The sequence below is a fragment of the Myxococcus qinghaiensis genome (assembly GCF_024198215.1).
Classification (GTDB): domain Bacteria; phylum Myxococcota; class Myxococcia; order Myxococcales; family Myxococcaceae; genus Myxococcus; species Myxococcus qinghaiensis.
In genome coordinates this window covers 58,266-77,974 of the sequence record NZ_JAKCFA010000031.1, presented here as the reverse complement: position 1 = coordinate 77,974, position 19,709 = coordinate 58,266, and the positions used below count along the sequence as shown (strand labels likewise).

Below are 19,709 nucleotides of genomic sequence, written 5' to 3'. Positions count from 1 at the left end.
GCCCCACCGCGCCTCCGACAGCAAGGCGCGGAAAAAGGTTCCCGGGGCCCGCGGCTAATCCATCGCCGCGTTGCGGTTGGGGTTCTTCACCCCCAACAACTGCGCGGTAATGAACTCCTCCAGGTCACCATCCAGCACCGCGTCCACGTTGCCCGTCTCCACGCCGGTGCGCAGGTCCTTCACCATGCGGTAGGGGGCCAGCACGTAGGAGCGAATCTGCGAGCCGAAGGAGATGTCCTTCTTGGCGGCCTCGGCGGCGTCGCGCGCGGCCTCGCGCTTCTTCATCTCCAGCTCGTACAGGCGGCCGCGCAGAATCTTGAAGGCCATTTCCTTGTTGGCCGACTGGGAGCGCTCCGTCTGCGTGGTGACGATGATGCCCGTGGGGAGGTGGCGCAGCTGCGCGGTGGAGGACGTCTTGTTGACCTTCTGTCCACCCGCGCCGCTGCCTCGGATGAACTTCAGCTCGATGTCCTTCTCCGGGAGGTCAATCTGGATGGCGTCATCGACCTCCGGGTAGACGTCCACCGACGCGAAGGCCGTCTGCCGGCGGGCGTTGGCGTCGAACGGGGAGATGCGCACCAGCCGGTGCACGCCGACCTCGGCCTTGAGGTAGCCGTAGGCGAAGTCGCCTTCGATGCGCAGCGAGACGTTCTTGAAGCCCGCCTCCTCGCCCGGCACCTCGTCGTTGATCTCCACCTTCCAGCCCTTCGTCTCGCAGTAGCGCGTGTACATGCGCAACAGCATGGCCGCCCAGTCCATCGAGTCGGTGCCACCGGCGCCGGCGTTGATGTCCATGAAGCAGCTGCTGCGGTCCTGCTCACCGGACAGCATGCGCGCCAGCTCCAGCTTGGCGACGTCGCCGTCCAGCCCCGCGAGCGACGCCTCCGCCTCTCGGGCCGTGTCCTCGTCGCTCATCTCCGCCGCCAGCTCCAGCAGCGTCTGCGCGTCGTCGAGCCCGCGCATCACCTTGTCGTAGGAGGCCACGCCCGCCTCCAGCGCGGACTTCTCCTTCAACATCGACTGCGCCTTGGTGTTGTCGTCCCAGAAGGTGGGCAGCGTGCTCTCACGCTCAATCAACGCGATGCGGGACCGCTTGCGGTCCAGGTCAAAGATGCCCCCGGAGCGCCAACACGCGCTCCCGCAGGCCGTTGATCTTCTCCATCGAATCGTTCGCCATGTCTTGTTCCTCTGAGGGCGCGCGGTGCCGTCAGCGGCCACCGCGTGGAAGCAGGTTGAAAACGAAGTGCGTCAGGGCGTCTTGAGCCGAGCGACGGTGTCGCGTCGTTCCGCTGACGCGCGATGTGTCCCGGTGAAGCGCGCGAGCACCCGGTCCAGGCCGAACGCCCCCGCCATCCCCAGGGAGATGGGCAGGATGAGCGCGATGAGGCGCCAGTTGTCCTGGTCGAACGGGGGCAGCAGCTTGAGCACGATGCCCAGCACCGCCGTCACCGTGAGCGCGCCCCACAATTTGAAGAGCCGCGTGCGCGCCTTCGGGGTGCCCCGCATCAGCGACACGCCCAGGGGCACCGCCAGCAGCGTCAGCGGGTTGGCCAGGAACAGGTTCTCGTTCCGGTAGACCACCGTGTGGTCCGTCACCAGCCACATCACGAAGAGCGCCGTGCCCGGGATGCCCAGCACAAGCCCCAGCACCGAGGTCTCCAGGCCCAGCAGCACCCGCGCCACCTTGCTCCCCCGCTTGCGCTCCCAGGCGGCCAGTCCCAGCGCCCCACCGCCCAGCGTCAGGCCCAGCGCGAGAATCCAGGGCCCCCAGGGGGGCGGCTCGGCGGGAGGACGCGCGCGGACGGGAGAGGCGTAGTAGTTCCAGCTCTTCGCCACCAGCGGCCGCGTCTGCCCCTGCCCGTCCACGAGCTGGAGCGTGGCCACCTGCGTCTCCAGCTCGTCCGGGAGGAAGGCCTCCTCCCAGCGGGTGATGGGGTGGTCAATCTCGTCGTTCATCATGTAGTCGAGCAGCACGCTCATCGGCGGATTCACCGACGTGTAGCGCCGCGTGTGCTCGCGCAGCGTCATCCGCCCCGGGGCCCGGTCCGCCTCGCGGAGCTGCCCACCCGTGGCCCCGTCAATCATGTCCCGCAGACGCGTGACACAGTTGTCGTTGTAGTGGTGATACAGGTACTCGCGATTCTCCGGCAGGACGTTGTCGGCCAGCCGCTTGGCGACCTGCTGGCGCTGCTCCGGGGTGAGGTTCAGCTCCTGGATGCGGACGTCGCGGTCCTCCATTTTATAGAAGCGGTAGGTGTTCTCGACGCGGGCCTGCCCCACCCAGAACTCCAGGCGTCCCATCGCGAAGCGGGCCAGCATCGCCTCGTCGAAGGAGAACATCCCGTAGTTGTAGACGCGCGCCACGCCGAGCCGGCGGTCCTCTACCACCAGCGAGCCATGTCCCCACCAGGACGGCACGTCGTCGCCGGGGCTGAAGGTGGCCAGCGAGATGACGAGGTCGTCTCCCTGGCTCTCGCCCGTTCCCCAGGGAGGCACGAAGTCAGAGGCCGCGCGCGCGGGGGCCGCGAGCAACAGGCCGAGCAGGCAGAGGGCGATGAGCGACAAGCGAGGCATGGCTTTGTCCAACACGCGGGAGGCGGCCTACCTATCATGCACGTCGGCCGACTCAATCGACAGGATGCCGGATTGTCCGCCAGGGTGCCGTGCGAGGCCCCTACATCAGGCTGCGAGCCCGGCGGGCCTTCGCGTCCACCTGGAGCGAGTCCGCCACCATGCCCCGCTCCCCCAAGAGTTCCTCCTCCAGCGCCGCCATCCGCTTCGCGTCGCGCGGTCGCTCGTGGTCGTGCCCCAGCAGGTGGAGCAACCCGTGCGCCAGGTAGCGCGCCATCTCCGACTCCAGCGTGCGGCCGTACTCCTTCGCCTGCCGCTTCGCCGTGTCCAGGGAGATGACCACGTCGCCCAGGGGGCGGGGCCCCGGCGTGCCCCGGGGCTGGTCGCCCGCGGGGAAGCTCAGCACGTCCGTCGCCTTGTCCTTGTCCCGCCAGGTGCGGTTGAGCCGCCGGATGGCGCGGTCATCCACCAGCGACAGCGACAGCTCGCAGTGGGTGAGTGACAGGCGCTTCAGGTAGTCCCGGGCCCACGTCGTCAGGAGCCGGCCGAACTCCTTGCCCTGCCCGTGCGCCAGCTGCACCGTCACCACGTTCTCCTGCTCGCGGGGCGCAGGCGCCTCCATGTGTGCGCGCTCTGGACGGAAAGCGGGCGCGCAGATGGACCAGTAGTCACACGCGCCCTTGCCGTCGTTGCGATACACGACGCGCTTGCCGCGCGGCACCAGGCCCACCTCGCCCTCGGAGATGCGCTCGCGACGGCCTTCCACCACGAGCGTCAGCTCTCCCTTGAGGACGATGACCATCTCGTCGAACTCGGGACGCTGAGCCGGCTCGGCCCAGCCCGGCGGCGCGAGCATCCGCGCCACGGACGCCGCATCCGTCCCCGTCGTCGCCGCGCCCACGAACTCCTCGATGCGCTTGCCGTCATCCCGGGGGATGACCTTGCCCTTGCGCAGTCTCACGCCGTCACCCCTCGCGTCCCGCTCACAACGCCCCCGCCGAGCGCGGCTTGTCCTTCGCCTCCACGGCCTTGCCTCCCGCCACCACCAGCGGCGGAGCCTTGCCACCCCCCACCGCGCCGGCCGGATAGACGGGACGCGTGTGGTAGATGCCCTCCAGCGTGTGCAGGAAGGACTGCGAGATGAGATTCAGGTCCTTCAGCGTCAGGTCGCACTCGTCGAGCTGCCCCTCGGAGAAGATGAGGTTGATGATCTTCTGCACCTGCGCCTGCAGCTTCGTCGTGGTGGGGTCCGTCATGGACCGCGTCGACGCTTCCACCGCGTCGGCGATCATCACCAGCGCCGCCTCGCGGAACTGAGGCTTCGGTCCCGGATAGCGGTAGATGCTCTCGTCGATGGGCGGCGCGCCTTCCTTGCCCTCCTGCTCCTTCAGGGCCTTGTGGTAGAAATACCCCACCGTGCGCGTGCCGTGGTGCTGCGGAATCGCATCCGCCACCAGCTTCGGCAGCCGGTACTGCCGCGCCATCTCCAACCCCTCCGTCACGTGGCGCTTGATGATGACGGCGCTCATCGCGGGCGCGAGCGCGTCATGCCGGTTCTCCCCCTTCTGGTTCTCCCCGAAGTAGAGCGGATTCCGACCCTTGCCGATGTCGTGGTAGTACGCGCACGAGCGCGCCAGCAGCGGATTGGCGCTGATGGTCTCCGCCGCGTTCTCCACCAGCGTGCCGATGATGATGGAGTGGTGGTACGTGCCGGGCGCCTGGACGATGAGCTCCTTGAGCGCCGGGTGGTTGAGGTTCGCCAGCTCCAACAGCTTGATGTCGGACGCGTAGCCGAACGTCATCTCGATGAGCGGCGTGAGCGCCATCACCATGACGGGCACCGCCAGGGACGAGCCGATGAACGCGCTCACCGCGGTGACGGCCGTGTCCGCAGACAGCCCCTTGCCCTCGACGAGGAACAGGAAGAGCACGGCCACCGTGTTGGCCGCGCCCGTCACCAGGCCCGCCCGGAAGATGCCCACGCGGTCCTTCGCCTTGACGATGCGGTCCGCCGCCACCAGCGAGCCCACCAGGGTGTAGATGCCGAAGGCCAGCGAGTTGCCCAGCATCACGCCCGCCAGGCACGCGAAGACCATGGCGAAGAAGAGCGCCAGCTCCTGCGTGAGGATGAAGCGCACCAGCATGGCGCCAGCCGCCACCGGGAATACATAGTAGAGCGCTTCGATGGGCAGCGCCGTGTACCGGTCCTGGATGGCGTCCGCGATGGACACCCAGAGCTGCAACAGGGCCAGCGTCCCCACCAGCAGGATGCCCAGGAGCAGCCCGTCCTTGCGCGTGGGCCGGAAGCGCCGGAACGCACTGAGGCAGAAGAAGTACGAGGCGACCACCAGGAGCGCCACCAGCCCCGTGCCACCGAGCTGCACCTGCACCAGGTCCAACCGGTCCGTCTCCGCGCGCATGCCGCGCAGGACGACGAGGTGCCCCTCGTTCACCAGCTCGCCATCACCGATGACGCGCTGCCCCTTCTTGATGGAGATGACCGCGTCCTTCACCGCCTGCGCGGCCTGGTGACGTCGCGCGTCCGTCTCCGCGATGTTGATGGTGAGGTTGGGCCGCACCAGCCGCTTGGCCAGCCGCAGCACCGCGCGGCGCTGCACACCGGGCGCGTCCGGCAGGAGATTGCCGGGGATGGAGGCGAAGCGGTCCATCTCCTGGTGCGCCTCGCGAATGTCCACCACCTGCGGCGCGCCGTTGGGCAGCGTGTCCTCGCCCTTGTTCACCACGTCCCTGACGGTGAGCCCCTGGGGCGCCTCGCGCGCCAGCTCCTCCCGGGAGCCCGCCACGTGCACCGGCCCCTGCTCGGAGCGGTAGGCCCGCTCCAGGAGAACCAGGGTCGCCGCCTCCACCTCTTCCGAGAAGCCCTTGCCGTAGAGCGCCAGGAAGTCCTCCGCCTCCAGCCCCGCGTCGCGCTGGCCGAAGAGCAGCTCCTGGAGCTCCGCCTGCATCGACTCGCGGCCCCGGCGCTCACGCTCCACCTGCTCCGGCGTGGGCGCGGGGTGACGGCGCGGCTTCTTGCCCTCCTCGGGCTCGACCTCTGGCTGCGCATCCGCCAGCTCCGCCAGCCGCTCCCGCATCGTCGCGAACGAGGCGCGGACCACAGTGCGCAGATGTCCCACCACGGCGGGGTTCAAGTCGTAGACGGGTTTGACGGCGGCCCGGGCGTCCTGGCGCCGCTGGGTCGTCATGGCGCGGTGGACGACCTCGTAGTCGCGCGCGGCCTTGAAGCCCGCCGGAGAGCTGGCCCGGAAGGGCTTGCCGAGGTTCTCCTCCGAGAGCGCGGGAATCTGCTGGCTGTAGAGACCGGGGGAGATGACGAAGCCGGCGCCCACCGAGACGGTCAACAGGAGGAACACCTGGACCGCACGCCGCCCCCAGACGCCCTTTCCCAACCCAAGGCGTGCTGCGAGCGCGTCCAAGGGACTGGGCGCGGGGGACTGCGGTTCCGGTTCGTCCATGGAGGTCCTCACCCTAGATAGGGGCCGTGGCTCCATCAAGGCCGCAGCGCCCCGGAAAATTCACGGGGGCGGAAATACGAATGCCCGCCCGCCAGGGTACGGGCGGGTGGGCATAGGTAGGCCAGAGCCCGAGGATCAGCCGACAGGGGCCTCAGGAGGCACCGGAGCGGCGCCCTTGTCCGGAGCCTGAGCGGCGTGGGCGGCCTCGCGAGCCAGCTTCGCCTCGCTCTGCGCCAGCTCTGCCCTGTCGTAGGCGCGGATGACCTCCTGCACCAGCGGGTGGCGGACGACGTCCACGTCGGAGAACTCCGCGAAGTGGATGCCCTCGATGTTCTTGAGCACCGTCCGGGCATGATTCAGGCCGGACATCTTCCCGGTGGGAAGGTCCACCTGCGTCACGTCGCCGGTGATGACGGCCTTGCTGTTGTAGCCCAGGCGCGTCAGGAACATCTTCATCTGCTCCACGGTGGTGTTCTGCGCCTCGTCGAGGATGACGAAGGCGTCGTTGAGCGTGCGGCCGCGCATGAAGGCCAGCGGGGCCACCTCCACCACGCCCTCCTCCACCAGGGCCGCGGCGCGCTCGACGGCCATCATGTCGTGCAGCGCGTCGTAGAGCGGACGCAGGTAGGGGTTCACCTTCTCCTGCATGTCGCCCGGAAGGAAGCCCAGCTTCTCACCCGCCTCAACAGCCGGACGCGCGAGGATGATGCGCTTGACCTTGCGCTCCTGGAGGAAGGCCACGGCCATGGCCATGGCCAGGTACGTCTTGCCCGTACCGGCGGGGCCCACTCCGAAGACGATGTCGTGGGCGCGGATGGCGTCCACGTAGCGCTTCTGGGCGATGCTCTTCGGAGCAATCTGCCGGTTGCCGGAGCTCTTGAGCACCGTGCCGAGCATGACTTCCTGGAGCGACTCCGCGCCCCGTCCGAGCACCTTGATGCCCTGCTCCACGTCCTCGCGGTACAGGGGGCGGCCCGCGCGAATCATCCCCTCCAGGTTCTCCAGGAGGCGCACGGCGAAGGCCACCGCGTCGGAAGGTCCGGACAGATGGAACTCCGTTCCCCGCTGTCCCACCCGGACACCGAGGCGTCGCTCCATCAGCTTGAGGTTCTCGTTCTGGTTGCCGCACAGCGCCATGGCCGTCTCATTGTCCCGGACGTCCACCTTGGCGGAGGTCGTCGAAACGGCTGCGGTCGCTTCCAACGTGGCGGGATTTCGCAATGCGTGTCGTTCCTCGGTCGGTACCGCTTGTCTGCAACGTAACGCCGCCCCCCCGGCTCCGAAAGACGACTTTGGGTGAAGGCTAGCGCAAGGGTGGCAGGAGGACGAACCGCCGAGCAGCCAGCCGCCGGTAGTAGTACTCCTCCCGCCAGGGGTATCTGAGTTCGTCCGCACTCAACAAACCAGCTTGCACCAAAGCATCCAATCGCTCTGGCAGCTCACCGCGTTCCAGACGGAACACTTCCAGCGCGGACTCGATGCGGATGCGTTGGGCATCTGAAACATGACGCTGCGCCGCGGCATCGGCGAAGGCGGTGGCCGCGCGCGTGCGCTCCGGATCCGCCAACGCCACCCGGGACACCACGACGGCCAGCACCGCCAGCACGCCCATGGTGGCGACCACGCGCCCCACCACGCCCCCCATGCGGGAGAGCAGGCGCTCGTCCCCCGGCGCGGGGGCCCGAGCCCCCTCCGGGTGGATGACGCGCACGTACTCGCCCCGAACCAGGTTGTGCAGGGCCTTGCAGGTCTCGAACTCGCCCAGGCAGCAGACGTCCACCAGCTTGCGCAAGTCCCGGCCCGGCGCGATTTCGTCGTACACGCGCCGCTCGGTGGTGGCGATGACGCCCAGCTCCCCGCCCTCCTCGCCCTCGCGCGGCGGAGGCAGCGCCTTGATGCGCTCGAAAGAGAGGTCGTCGCGGTGGATGGACTTCCGGATGACGGGCCACTCATCCACCATCCGGAAGCCCTCCATGAGCACCGTCTCGGCGCGCAGGGGGCGGATGGCCTCGGCGTCGGGCTCGACGGGCTCCTGGATGAACTCGTAGGTGCCCGCCTTCCAGGTGAAGAGGCGGTAGAGCGTCTCCGTGGCCTGCAGCTGCATCATCGACTGGAAGCGGTCCGCGGTGAGGGCCTGGCTGGAGACGAGCACGTCCCCCAGCCGCTTGAGGGTGCGCCGCTGCGTCTCCAGCGCCGCCTCCAGCTGCGTCTCCGTGATCAGCTCGGCGCGCACGAGCATGGCGCCGATGAGGTCCTTGCGCTTCCGGGTGATGCTCTCGACCTTGATGATGTGGCCGTCCCGGAAGCCGATGCGGACCTCCTGGTCCTTGTTGTCCAGTTGGAGCGAGCCCGTCTTCTGCTGCTGCCCGATGAGCTGAAGGATGTCGCCGATGCCGAAGTCCTTGAGCGTGCCTTTCAGGGACATGGTCTCACTCCTCCCCTTGCCGCAGCCGGTGCAGGCCGCGCAGCGACAGCACGTAGACGCTCACCAGCAGCAACACCACCGGCACCAGCTTGAGGTACAGCGGCGCGTCCCCATGGGGCGCTCGCACCAGGCCGTGGTGCAGGAGCGTCGCGGCCAGCGCGAAGAGGAACAGGAACGCATACAGCGCGCCGCGCACCGCCCGTCCCGAGAACACGTGGCCCGCGCCCGACAGCAGCGCGCCCGCCGCGTACGTCACCCGGCCCGCCCACGCCTGATGGCGCTGCACCTGGTCCGCCTTGCGCTGCCGCAGCTGCTGCGGCACCAGCCCTCGACGGGAGAAGACGTTCACGCACTGGCCGCACTGCTGACTGCCCACGCCCAGCTCGGGGTCACACCGCACGCACACCGGACGGCCGCAGCGCTCGCACACCTTCGCGGCCTTCAGTCGCTGCGTCAGCAGGCCCCAGCCCACCAGCAGCAGCGCCGCCACGGCCGGCAGCGCCCAGGCCACCGGCCCCGGCTCCACCCCCGGCAACAGCCAGCGCTCCAACTGCGCCTCCACCCGGCGCCCCGACTCCGCTCCGTCCGCGAGTGACAGCCACTCCGACTCCGGCATCGTCGGCGCCAGCATCAGGAGGTTGAGCAGCAGGCGATCATCCGGAGGTGGCTCTCTCCGGAGCAGCTCACCGTCCAGCGCCTGAGCCGACGCGGTGGCCGTCGTCACGCGCTCCATCGCCTTGCCGACCTCCGCGTCCGGCAGCGTCTTGGCCCGCCGGCGGTAGATCTGCGCGATGTTGTAGTGGGGCGCCGCCATCTTCGGATCCGCCTGGGACGCCTGCACGTAGAGCTGCGCGGCGCCGTCCTCGTCCCCCAACCCCACCAGCGTGTTGCCGAAGCGGGTCAGGAGCCGCGCATCCCCGCTGCGCACCGACGAGGCCGCCTTGAAGTGCGCCCGCGCGTCCTCCAGCAGGCCCCGGCGTGACTCGTACTGGCCCAGCGCCGCCAGCTCCGGGAAGGTGGCCGCGCGTGCTTCGTGCCGGGCCTTGACGCGCGCCATGGCGCCCTCGGCGGAGAGGCCGCCGCGCTCCAGCAGATACACGTCCTCGGCGGGCGTTCCGGCGAAGGCCGTCAGCCGGGTGAGCTGTCCCGCGGCCAGCGGCGCCAGGCCCAGCCCCGCCACCAGCACCGTGGACACCACCCGCTCCTGCCGGGTCAGGTAGGGCACCACCACCGCCAGCAACACGAGCAACCGGGGAACCAGCCCCATCCCCAGCGTCAGCGGCAGGCCGAGCAGCAACACCCCCAGGAGCACGGACTGCCAGCGGGCCACCGCGCGCGGAAGCAGGTGGTGGAAGTCATGCAGCGCGTAGCGCACCCTCCGCAGGAACAGCAATCCCACCAGCGCCACCGCCGTGGCGGACCACGCCAGCAACAGCAGCGCGCCAAGGTCCGCCAGAGCGGGGCCGCGATAGCGCGGGTCCAGGGCCATGGACACGAAGGCCGCGCGCAGCGCCCCCAGGTAGCGGCCAGGCTCGGCCGGGGAGGATATCGCATAGTGCTCCGCCAGCCCGAAGCGCGCGAGCGGCAGTCGGGGAGACAGCTCCACCGCCAGCTCCGCCAACCGGATGGCGCCGCTCAGGTCTCCCGCGCGCCCGCGCACCTCCGCCTCGCGCAGGAAGCCGACGCTGATGGGCTCCAGGTCCGCCGCGAGCAGCTCGCGCTTCAGCGTCACCAGCTCCTGCTGGGCCTTCTCCGCCGTGGCCGTGTCGTTCGTCGCTCGCGCCTGCCGCCACCGGTCCCATACCGCCAACACCTCTTCATCCGACACGCGAGGCGTCAGGATGGGACTGAGCACCGGCCTGGGCACGATGACGACGGGAGGGGGCTCGACGGGGGGCGGCGTCACCGAGGGCTTCGAGGGCGCCGGGAGTGCCGACGCCTTCTCCTTCCCTCCACGCGGCGCCCTGCGGGGAACGTCGTCCTGCTCGGCCTCGACTTCACCGTCGTCGGCGGGGCCGTCATAGACCGGGTCCGCTGTGTCGAGGGACTCGTCCTGCAGGTCTGGCTCCAGTGGACCGGGGTCCACCTCCTGGAGCCGCGTGGGCGCCTCGAGCTGAGCGGATGCCAACGCCGGAGTCAGGAGCAACAGGCCCCAGAGGATCAGGGAGGAAAGCGGGAGGCGGATCATCCAGGGCTCGGATGATAGGCGAGCCCGGCCGAACCACGAAACGGAACGCCACCTGCCCCGTCCTGTCGCCGCGTTTCCGGATGTGACGCACGGGCCGCGTGTTACAGGGACGCACGTCGCGGGACTTGTCCCCGCGAGGAGGCGAACGTGAGCGAAGCAGGCACCCCCGGGACGGAGCTGGAGCGTCTGGTGGACATCATGCGGCGGCTGCGCGCCCAGGATGGCTGCCCCTGGGACAGGGAGCAGGATATCCGCTCGCTGCGTCCCTACCTCGTCGAGGAGGCGTTCGAGGTCCTGGACGAGATGGACCGCGTCGGCTCGGGCGGGCCCTGGCACCCCCTGTGCGAGGAGCTGGGCGACCTGCTCTTCCAGATTGTCTTCCACGCCCAGCTCGCCGCCGAGTTGGGCGAATTCACCATGGCCGACGTCAGCAAGGCCATCAGCGACAAGCTCACCCGCCGCCACCCCCACGTCTTCGGCGAATTGAGGGGGGTGAATGGCTCCGAGCAGGTCCTGGCCAACTGGGCGAAGCTCAAGGCCGATGAGCGCAAGCTCAAGACGGGCGACGAGGGCTCCGTCCTGGACGGTGTCCCCACCGCCGCGCCGGCCCTCCTGCGCGCCGAGCGGCTGACGGAGAAGGCCAGCCGCATCGGCTTCGACTGGCCCGACCTGGCCGGCGTGCGCGGCAAGCTGGCCGAGGAGCTGGTGGAGCTGGACGAGGCCATCTCCTCCGGAGACCGCGACGCCATTGAACACGAGCTGGGCGACGTCCTCTTCTCCCTGGCCAACCTCGCGCGCTTCGTGAAGACGCCCGCGGAGGACGCCCTGCGCATGGCCAGCCTCCGCTTCACCACCCGCTTCCAGCACATCGAGGCCGCCCTGCGCGCCGAGGGAGTCCCCTTCGGCGGCGCCACCCTGGAGCACATGGAGCGCCACTGGCAGGCGGCCAAGGCGAAGGAGAAGTCCCTCCCGCCCCCCAAGTCGCTGCCCCGTGCCCCCGTCTCCACGCTGCGGCTGGGAGTGGCGGACCTGGATGCCCAGCGGGCATTCTGGGACGCGCTGGCCCCCACCCTGGGGTGGCTCACCCACCGCCCGACGCCAGACGAGGCCCGATACGAGGACGGCTCGCTGCGGCTCGTCTTCCAGCGTGCACCCACGTCGGCCGCGGGCGCCACCTTCACCCTGGAGGCCCCCTCCGCCCTCGCGGTGGAGCGCCTGCGGCGGGTGGTGGAGCAGATCCGCCCTGGAGGAACCTCAAGCTCCGTCGCCGGGCGACTGTCCTTCCAGGATCCCGCCGGGCTGGTCTGGGAATACACCCCTCCGCCGGATGATTCCCCCCGCGAACCTCGCTGATCCGCGTCCAGAGTCCGGAAATCCCGGCTGGACGAGCACGCGCGCCTTGACGCTTTCGAGGCGTCGCAGTAAGGACGGCCCCTCTTTTTAGCCTGTCTTTCGCTGGAGATTTCTCTTGGCCAACACCAAGTCCGCAGAGAAGCGTCACCGTCAGTCCCAGAAGCGCCGCGCCCGCAACGTCACGGTCCGTTCCGACGTGAAGACCGCGGTGAAGTCCGCCCGGGAGGCCATTGGCACCAAGGATGGCGCCAAGAAGACGGACGCGCTCAAGGCGGCCTCCAAGGCCCTGAGCAAGGCCGCCACCAAGGGCGTGCTGCACAAGCGCACCGCGTCCCGCCGCATCTCCCGCCTCGCCAAGGCCGCCGCCAAGAGCGCGCGTCAGGCCTGATGCACCTGGGGGCTCCTCGGAGTCCCCTCCGTCGTCCTCGAAGCAGGCTCCCCGGGAGGAGGCACCCGCCTCCTCACCAGGTGTTGGCCAGCCGCTCGAACCCGTCACGCATGAGCACTTCCGCCAGCCGGTCCATCGCCGCCTGACGGTTGGACTCCGCCTCCAGAACGTCTCCGGTCCCCGGCAGATAGTCCTCGGTGCCCGAGATGACCGTCTCCTGGGGCGGTAGCCCTTCCTTCACCAGCCGCAGCCTCACGGTGGCGGCGATGCGAAAGAAGCGCCCCACAATCGTGGGCGAGCTCCACAGCGACAGCACCGTCCCCTCGACGCGCGCGTCGCACGAAGCCCCGCTCCCCAGCCGCCCCACCCGCGTCAGCTCCTGACGGAAGTAGCGCGTGAAGACCGTCTCGAGCGCGGGCTCCGACGTGTCGTTGCCGAAGATGGGCGCGCACACCGTTTCAACGCCGGGAGGAAGTCCCGAGCCGCGCGGCGTCAGGCGATAGCCACACCCCGAAAGCAACGCCGAGCAGGCCCCCCAGCCCGTCAGCAACACGGCCAGGTGGAGACGCCGTGAGGCAGTCCTGAAGGGAAGCGACATGGGCCGGCACCCTACCCGCCCGCACCACTCCGTCAAGCGCGAGGGCCTTCGGGTGGCTCGCCCTCGGAAGGCGTTGACGCAGGCCCGGTGAGCACCGCCCCGCTCGAGTCCCTCACCACGACGCCCCGGGCCTTCATCGCGCCCGCCAGCGTGTGCCAGGCCCCCAAGAGTCTCGCGTCCCGCTCGGAGCCCCGTCGCGCCAGCCCCAGCGGCCAGCGCAGCCGTCCGCCCGTCGACGTCTCCAGCACCAGGGCGTGCACCTGGCACACCGCCGCCAGCAGCACGCCCAGCGCCGCCAGCGCGAACATCACCAGCTTCAGCGGAAGCCCCCCGGCCATCAGGCCCAACAGGGCGAACCCGCACAGCACCAGGGCCTCGAAGAAGGGGCGCGACTCCAGCGTCAACGCCCGGAGCTGGATGAGCTCCACGACGAGGGGTGGAACCGCCTCCGCCGCGCGATAGGTGAGCTTCCCGCTCTCACCGACAAGAGAGCGGCCTCCGCCCAGGTCCGCGGAGAGGAAGGGCCCGAGCGGCGTGGGCACGGGCGCCTCCGGAAGCGGGGCCCCGCAGGCGAGGCACCGCGCGCCGCCCGCCTTCTGGGGCTGGCCGCACGCGGTGCACATGACGAGGACCTCCGCGGGCACCCGGGTCTCCGCTCAGCCGACGACGAAGTTCACCAGTCGCTTGGGCACGAAGACGAACTTGCGCAGCGTCTTGCCGGCCAGGGCGGACTGCACCCGCTCGTCCGCCTCCGCCGCGGCGCGCACGTCCGCCTCCCCCGCGTCCGCCGCCACGCGAATCTCCGCGCGCAGCTTGCCGTTCACCTGCACGGCGTAGGGGATGACGTCGTCCACCACCAGCGCCGGGTCGAAGTCCGGCCACGGCTGCGCGACGGTGAACTCCTTGCTCCCGTAGGCCTCCGCGATTTCGTCCGCGATGTGCGGCGCGAAGGGCGTGAGCATCACCGCCAGCAGGCGCACCGCCTCCGCCATGGCCGCCTTCTCCGCGGCCGTCTCCGGCGTCCCCGCGTCGTAGAGCGCGTTGAGGCACTCCATGGTGCCGGCGATGGCGGTGTTGAAGGACAGCCGCTCGATGGCCTCCCCCACCCGCTTCAGGCCCTTGTGCGCCGCGCGGCGGATCTCCAGCGCCTTGCCCTCGAAGGGGCCGTCATGCGTGGCGCCCGCCGACGAGGCGTGGTGCGTGGAGGCCAGCACCCAGACGCGCTTGAGGAAGCGGAACACGCCCTCCACCTGGGCGTCGGACCAGTCGAAGTCGCGCTCCGGCGGGCCGGCGAACATGACGTACGCGCGCGCGGTGTCCGCGCCGTACTTCTGGACGATGGAGGCCGGGGCCACGACGTTGCCCCAGCGCTTGGACATCTTCCGGCCATCCGGACCGTTGACGATGCCCTGCGTAATCAAGCGCTTGACGGGCTCGTCCACCGGGCTCAAGTCGAGCAGCTTCATCACCCGGGTCCAGAACCGGAAGTAGAGCAGGTGCATGACCGCGTGCTCGGGCCCGCCCACGTAGATGTCCACGGGCAGGAAGCGCTGGGCCTCCTTCGGGTCGAACGGCGCGGCGTCGTAGTGCGGCGACAGGTAGCGCGCGAAGTACCAGCAGGAGTCGACGAAGGTGTCCATCGTCTCCGCCTCACGCCGGGCGGGGCCACCGCACTTCGGGCAGGAGGTGTTCACCCACGAGGCGACCTTCGCCAGCGGGGGCTCGCCCTTGCCGGTGAGCACCTCCTGGACGTCGATTTCCGGCAGCTTCACCGGGAGCTGCTCCACGGGCACGGGGATGCCGTGGCGCTCCGGGTCGCACTTCTCGCAGTAGACGATGGGGATGGGCGTGCCCCAGTAGCGCTGGCGGCTGAAGCCCCAGTCCTTCTGGCGGTAGGTCACCGTCGCGCGGCCCTGGCCGTCCTTCTCCAGCTTCGCGGCCATCGCGGTGCGCGCCGCCTCGGACGTCATCCCGGTGTACTCGCCCGAGTCCACCAGCACGCCGTACTCGGTGTACGCCGCCTCCAGCGCGTCACCCGCGGGCAGCTTGTCGCCCGTGGCCGGCTGGATGACGACCTTCACCGGCAAGGCGTACTTGCGCGCGAAGGCGAAGTCCCGCTCGTCGTGCGCGGGCACGCTCATCACCGCACCCGTGCCGTAGTCGCTCAGCACGAAGTTGGCAATCCAGATGGGCACCTGCTGGCCCGTGAAGGGATTGACGGCGTGGGCGCCCGTGAAGATGCCCTCCTTCTCCGTGTCCTCCCCCGTCCGCTCCGTCTTGGACTGGGCCGCCATGCGCTTGACGAAGGCGTCCACGTCCGCGCGGCGCTCGGGCGTCGTCACCTGGGCCACCAGCTTGTGGTCCGGCGCGAGCACCACGTAGGTGCAGCCGTAGATGGTGTCGATGCGCGTGGTGAAGACGCGCAAGGAGGCCTCATGGCCCTGGACGCGGAAGTCCGCCTCGGCCCCGTCCGAGCGGCCAATCCAGTTGCGCTGCATGGAGGTGATGCGGTCCGGCCACTCCTTGAGCGTGTCCAGCTTGTCCAACAGGTCCTGCGAGTAGCGGGTGATGCGGAACGCCCACTCGGGCATCTCCCGGTCCACCACGGGCGACGAGCAGCGCTCGCACACGCCGTCCTTCACCTGCTCGTTGGCGATGACGGTGTGGCAGCCGGTACACCAGTTCACCTTGCTGAAGCGGCGATAGACGAGCCCGCGCTCCAGCATCTTGATGAAGAACCACTGGTTCCAGCGGTAGTACTCGGGGTTCGAGGTGTTGACCTCGCGCTCCCAGTCGTAGCTGTAGCCCAGGCTCTTCATCTCCTGCTTGAAGGAGACGATGTTCTCCGCGGTGCGCAGGGCCGGGTGCACGCCGTCCTTGATGGCCGCGTTCTCCGCCGGCAGACCGAAGGCGTCCCAGCCCATGGGGTGAAGCACGTCGAAGCCGCGCATCAGGAAGTACCGCGCGTACACATCCCCGATGAGGTAGTTGCGCACATGCCCCATGTGCATCTTGCCACTGGGGTACGGCAGCATCTCGAGCACGTATTTCTTCGGTGCGCCCGGGCGCCTGCCTGCCCGGAAGATGCCGGCCTCGTCCCAACGGGCCTGCCACTTACCTTCAATCGACTGCGGCTCGTAACGCTCGTTCATCGCCATGTCCGCTGCGCCTCTTATGGGAGGGCTGCCCCTGTGAGCAAGGCCCCTCGTCTCAGGCCGACGGGGCCAGATTCCTCCGACTGACCTGAGAGAACCGCTGGGCCCGGCCACTTCTGTCCCCGCGCGAGCCCCCGTCCGCCCGCCCCCGTGCCGCCCACGCCTGACTGCTCTCGCCAACGCGGGCTGGCAAGAACCGACGTGCGGGCGCGCCAGCGGGCAGGCCACCACCCGATTCGTGGGGTCGGCCTCCGGGAGATCCACGATGTCCCCAGGCAGGTAGGGCCCTGATTGCACCGGGTTGCGAGGCGTAGCGCGCCCCGCGTCATCGCTGACTCGGTACGAGATCGGAATATTTCCGTTTGGATGGATTTGGCCAACATTCTTGAAAAACAAGTCTCGCCATTGACTGGTTCAGTTCAGACGGTGACGATTCGCGCCCACGGCACCTGCTGGGGGGGCCGTTCCCACGTTGCGAGGAAAGATCCGAATGACGCTTAAGAGAGCGTTGATTCCGGGGTGCGTGATCGCACTCTTCTCGTTGGAAACAATGGCGCAGGAAGCGAGCCCGCCCGCCGCGGAACCGCAGCCGGCACCCGCGGCTCAAGCTCCCGCGACACCGGCGCCCGCGGAGGCGGCCCCGGCCAGCACCACTCCGACGACTCCCGCTCCCGCCGCCACGCCCGCGATGGGCCGCACCGTGAAGGGGCGCGTCGCGGACCGACTGACGAACGAGGGCCTGCCGCTCGTCCGCGTCATCATCAAGGGCACCACGCAGGGCGTGGAGACGGAGCTGGACGGCACCTTCTCGCTGCCCAACGTCCCTCCGGGCTCCATCACGCTGCTCTTCTCCAGCCAGGACTACGGCGAGCGGGAAGTGCGCGTCGGCGCCACGCAGAACAACGTGACGGTGGCGCTCGACAACATCTTCTCGGAAGAGATGGTCGTCGTCGGTCGCGCCTCCGAGCTGGCCCGTAAGCACCTGGCCAACTCGGTGGCCTCCGTCAGCGCCGAGGAGATGAACCGCGCCCCCGCGCAGACCATCGACCAGGCCCTCCAGGGCAAGGTGGCCGGCGCCAACATCCAGCAGAACTCCGGCGCCCCGGGCGGCGGCATCCAGATGCGCCTGCGCGGCGTGTCCACCATCAACGGCTCCACCGCGCCGCTCTACGTCATCGACGGCGTGCTCGTCAGCGACGTGGCCATCGCGTCCGGCGTGTACGTGGTGACGGACTCCGTGGGCGGCTCCAACCCGAACCCCACGCAGGACAACCAGGTCAACCGCATCGCGGACATCAACCCCAACGACATCGAGAGCATCGAGGTCCTCAAGGGCGCGTCCGCCGCCGCCATCTACGGCTCCAAGGCCGCCAACGGCGTCGTCATCATCAACACCAAGCGCGGCCGCGCCGGTGAGCCCAAGTTCGAAATCACGCAGCGCGTGGGCGTGTACACGCTCGCCAACAAGCTCGGCACCCGCCGCTTCGAGACCGTCGAAGAGGCCGTCGAGCAGTTCGGCCCCGACGCGGCCCAGTACTACACGGGCAAGACGTACGACCACGAGGCCAAGCTGGCGGGCCGCCGGGACTTGTCCACGGAGACGCTCGCCAGCGTGAGCGGCGCGTCGGGCAACACCAAGTACTTCGCCTCCGCGATGCTCCGCAGCGACGAGGGCATCATCGCCAACACGGGCTACGACAAGCAGTCGTTCCGCCTGAACCTGGGTCAGTCCCTGGGCGATGCGGTGGAGATCAACGTCGCCACCAACCTCATCCACACGTTGGGCCAGCGCGGCCTCACCAACAACGACAACCAGACCATCACCAACTACATGGTGCTGCCGAACGTGCCCGAGTTCCTCAACATGGAACCGAACGCGCAAGGCGTGTACCCCGTCAACCCGTTCCTCTCCAACGGCGCCAACCCGCTGCAGACGTCCGCGCTGGTGAAGAACGACGAGGACGTGTGGCGCTTCATCGGCTCCGGTGACGCCACCTTCCACCTGTGGAAGAACGACGAGAACCACCTGCGCCTGCTCGCCAACGCGGGTGTGGACCGCTTCCAGCAGGAGAACCGGCTGCTGTTCCCGCCAGAGCTCAACTTCGAGCCGGTGGACGACACCTTCCCGGGCACGTCGCTGTTCGGCACCAGCCAGGTGCGCAACATCAACAGCGGCATCAACCTGGTGCACTCGTACAAGCCCGCCTCGAAGTTCCTCACCGCCACGACGTCGGCCGGTGTGCAGTTCGAGGAGCGCCGCATCGACTCCACGTACGTCGTCTCCGAGAACCTCAACGCCGGTCAGCCCGGCGTGGACAACGGCACCGTGATTGGCGTGCGCGACCAGTCGACGCACATCCGGGACCGCGGCTACTACGTCCAGGAGGAAATCGTCACGTTGGATGACCGGTTGACGCTGGTCGGCGCCATCCGCGGTGAGCAGAGCAGCGCCAACGGCAACCCGAACAAGCTCTTCTTCTACCCGAAGCTGGCGTCCGCCTACCGCATCCCCACGAACATCGCCGCCCTCAACGAGCTCAAGGTCCGCGCGGCCTACGGCGAGACGGGCAACCAGCCCCTGTACGGCATGAAGTTCAGCGGAATGAGCGCGCTGGGCAACGTGCAGGGCACGCCGGGCCTCGTCGGCACGGGCGTCGCGGGCGACCCCAACATCCGTCCGGAGCGCCAGCGTGAAATCGAGGCCGGTATCGACGCGCTGATGTTCGGCGGCGATGTCACGGTGGAGTTGTCGGTGTACCAGCGCGCCATCAGCGACATGCTGCTGCAGCGCGCCCTGCCGAGCTCCACGGGCTTCACCACCCAGTTCGTCAACGGCGGCTCGCTGCGCAACCGCGGCATCGAGGCCATGCTCCAGGTGACGCCGGTGCGCGGGGCGCTCGAGTGGACCAGCTCCGCGACGTTCGCCCTCAACCGCAGCAAGGTGACGAGCCTGCCCGCGGGGCCGTTCCAGGCGGGTGGCTTCGGCAACTCCCTGGGCGCGTTCTTCATCGAGGAGGGTTCGTCCGCCACGCAGATTGTCGGCAACGTGGGCCGCGACGAGAACGGCGTCCCCATCGTGAAGAAGATTGGCGACACCGAGCCGACCTTCACGCTCGGCTGGGCCAACACCCTGCGCTACTCGGACCTCACCCTGTCCTTCCTGTGGCACTGGCAGCAGGGCAGCGACGTCATCAACCTGACGCGCTTCCTGTATGACGGCGCGGGCACGTCCGTGGACTACGAGACGGCCGGCCGTCAGCGCCTGCAGGACCGCCGCAACAACGCGGGCATCTACGTGGAGGACGCGTCCTTCGTGAAGCTGCGCGAGGTGACGCTCAGCTACAACCTGCCCAAGAGCTGGGTGTCCGCGATTCCGAAGCTGCAGAACGCGCGCCTCAGCCTGAGCGGCCGCAACTTGCTGATGTTCACCAGCTACTCGGGTCTGGACCCCGAGGTGAGCAACTTCGGCAACCAGGCCATCGCTCGCAACATCGACGTCGCTCCCTTCCCCCCTAGCCGCAGCTTCTGGACGTCGCTCGACGTCGGGTTCTAGGC

Annotated in this window: 13 protein-coding genes; 3 read left to right on the top strand and 10 right to left on the bottom strand. The window is 69.1% G+C overall.

The genetic code is table 11. From position 1 onward, the window contains the following. Positions 1-54: 54 nt before the first annotated feature. From prfB to LZ199_RS40215, 7 genes are all read right to left on the bottom strand, one after another. Positions 55-1,177 (bottom strand): peptide chain release factor 2 gene (gene prfB / locus LZ199_RS40245; RefSeq protein WP_253999111.1). Its coding sequence is split into 2 segments (ribosomal slippage): positions 55-1,107 and positions 1,109-1,177, totalling 1,122 coding nucleotides; the frame shifts between segments, so codons are not numbered across the junction. Positions 1,178-1,248: 71 nt separating this feature from the next. After that, positions 1,249-2,574 carry an Lnb N-terminal periplasmic domain-containing protein gene (locus LZ199_RS40240; protein WP_253999110.1) on the bottom strand — a complete coding sequence of 442 codons (1,326 nt, stop codon included), beginning with the start codon at positions 2,572-2,574 and terminating at the stop codon, positions 1,249-1,251. A 100-nt stretch (positions 2,575-2,674) separates the two neighbouring features. Then, positions 2,675-3,532: an rRNA maturation RNase YbeY gene (gene ybeY, locus LZ199_RS40235; protein ID WP_253999109.1), complete on the bottom strand. Its 858-nt coding sequence runs from the start codon at positions 3,530-3,532 to the stop codon at positions 2,675-2,677. Between the two features lie 22 nt (positions 3,533-3,554). Next, positions 3,555-6,047 (bottom strand): HD family phosphohydrolase, encoded by a 2,493-nt coding sequence (locus tag LZ199_RS40230; protein WP_253999108.1) that lies wholly within the window; start codon positions 6,045-6,047, stop codon positions 3,555-3,557. Between the two features lie 135 nt (positions 6,048-6,182). Further along, positions 6,183-7,268, bottom strand: coding sequence for a PhoH family protein (locus LZ199_RS40225; protein WP_253999107.1), 1,086 nt, complete (start codon positions 7,266-7,268; stop codon positions 6,183-6,185). 82 nt (positions 7,269-7,350) lie between these two features. Next, a complete protein-coding gene (locus tag LZ199_RS40220; protein ID WP_253999106.1) occupies positions 7,351-8,472 on the bottom strand; it encodes a DUF4388 domain-containing protein in 1,122 nt (373 codons plus the stop codon). Positions 8,473-8,476: 4 nt separating this feature from the next. Further along, entirely contained in the window at positions 8,477-10,660 is a 2,184-nt protein-coding gene (locus LZ199_RS40215) for a tetratricopeptide repeat protein (protein WP_253999105.1), read from the bottom strand. Positions 10,661-10,807: 147 nt separating this feature from the next. On the opposite strand from LZ199_RS40215, the gene mazG reads away from it, so the two are divergent. After that, on the top strand, positions 10,808-12,013 hold the full coding sequence (gene mazG, locus LZ199_RS40210; RefSeq protein ID WP_323390245.1) for a nucleoside triphosphate pyrophosphohydrolase: 1,206 nt from the start codon (positions 10,808-10,810) through the stop codon (positions 12,011-12,013). A 115-nt stretch (positions 12,014-12,128) separates the two neighbouring features. Further along, positions 12,129-12,401: a 30S ribosomal protein S20 gene (gene rpsT, locus LZ199_RS40205; RefSeq protein WP_163869705.1), complete on the top strand. Its 273-nt coding sequence runs from the start codon at positions 12,129-12,131 to the stop codon at positions 12,399-12,401. Positions 12,402-12,474: 73 nt separating this feature from the next. On the opposite strand, the gene lptE is transcribed toward rpsT, so the two are convergent. The 3 genes from lptE to leuS are packed head-to-tail and all read right to left on the bottom strand — an operon-like array spanning position 12,475 to position 16,157. Continuing rightward, complete coding sequence (gene lptE / locus LZ199_RS40200) at positions 12,475-12,999, bottom strand: LPS assembly lipoprotein LptE (RefSeq protein ID WP_253999104.1); 525 nt, start codon at positions 12,997-12,999, stop codon at positions 12,475-12,477. A gap of 32 nt (positions 13,000-13,031) precedes the next feature. Further along, positions 13,032-13,643, bottom strand: coding sequence for a hypothetical protein (locus LZ199_RS40195; protein ID WP_253999103.1), 612 nt, complete (start codon positions 13,641-13,643; stop codon positions 13,032-13,034). A 12-nt stretch (positions 13,644-13,655) separates the two neighbouring features. Continuing rightward, positions 13,656-16,157: a leucine--tRNA ligase gene (gene leuS, locus LZ199_RS40190; RefSeq protein ID WP_253999102.1), complete on the bottom strand. Its 2,502-nt coding sequence runs from the start codon at positions 16,155-16,157 to the stop codon at positions 13,656-13,658. 547 nt (positions 16,158-16,704) lie between these two features. Between leuS and LZ199_RS40185 the strand changes: the two genes are divergently transcribed. Next, positions 16,705-19,707, top strand: coding sequence for a SusC/RagA family TonB-linked outer membrane protein (locus LZ199_RS40185; protein WP_253999101.1), 3,003 nt, complete (start codon positions 16,705-16,707; stop codon positions 19,705-19,707). The last annotated feature ends 2 nt before the right edge of the window (positions 19,708-19,709 follow it).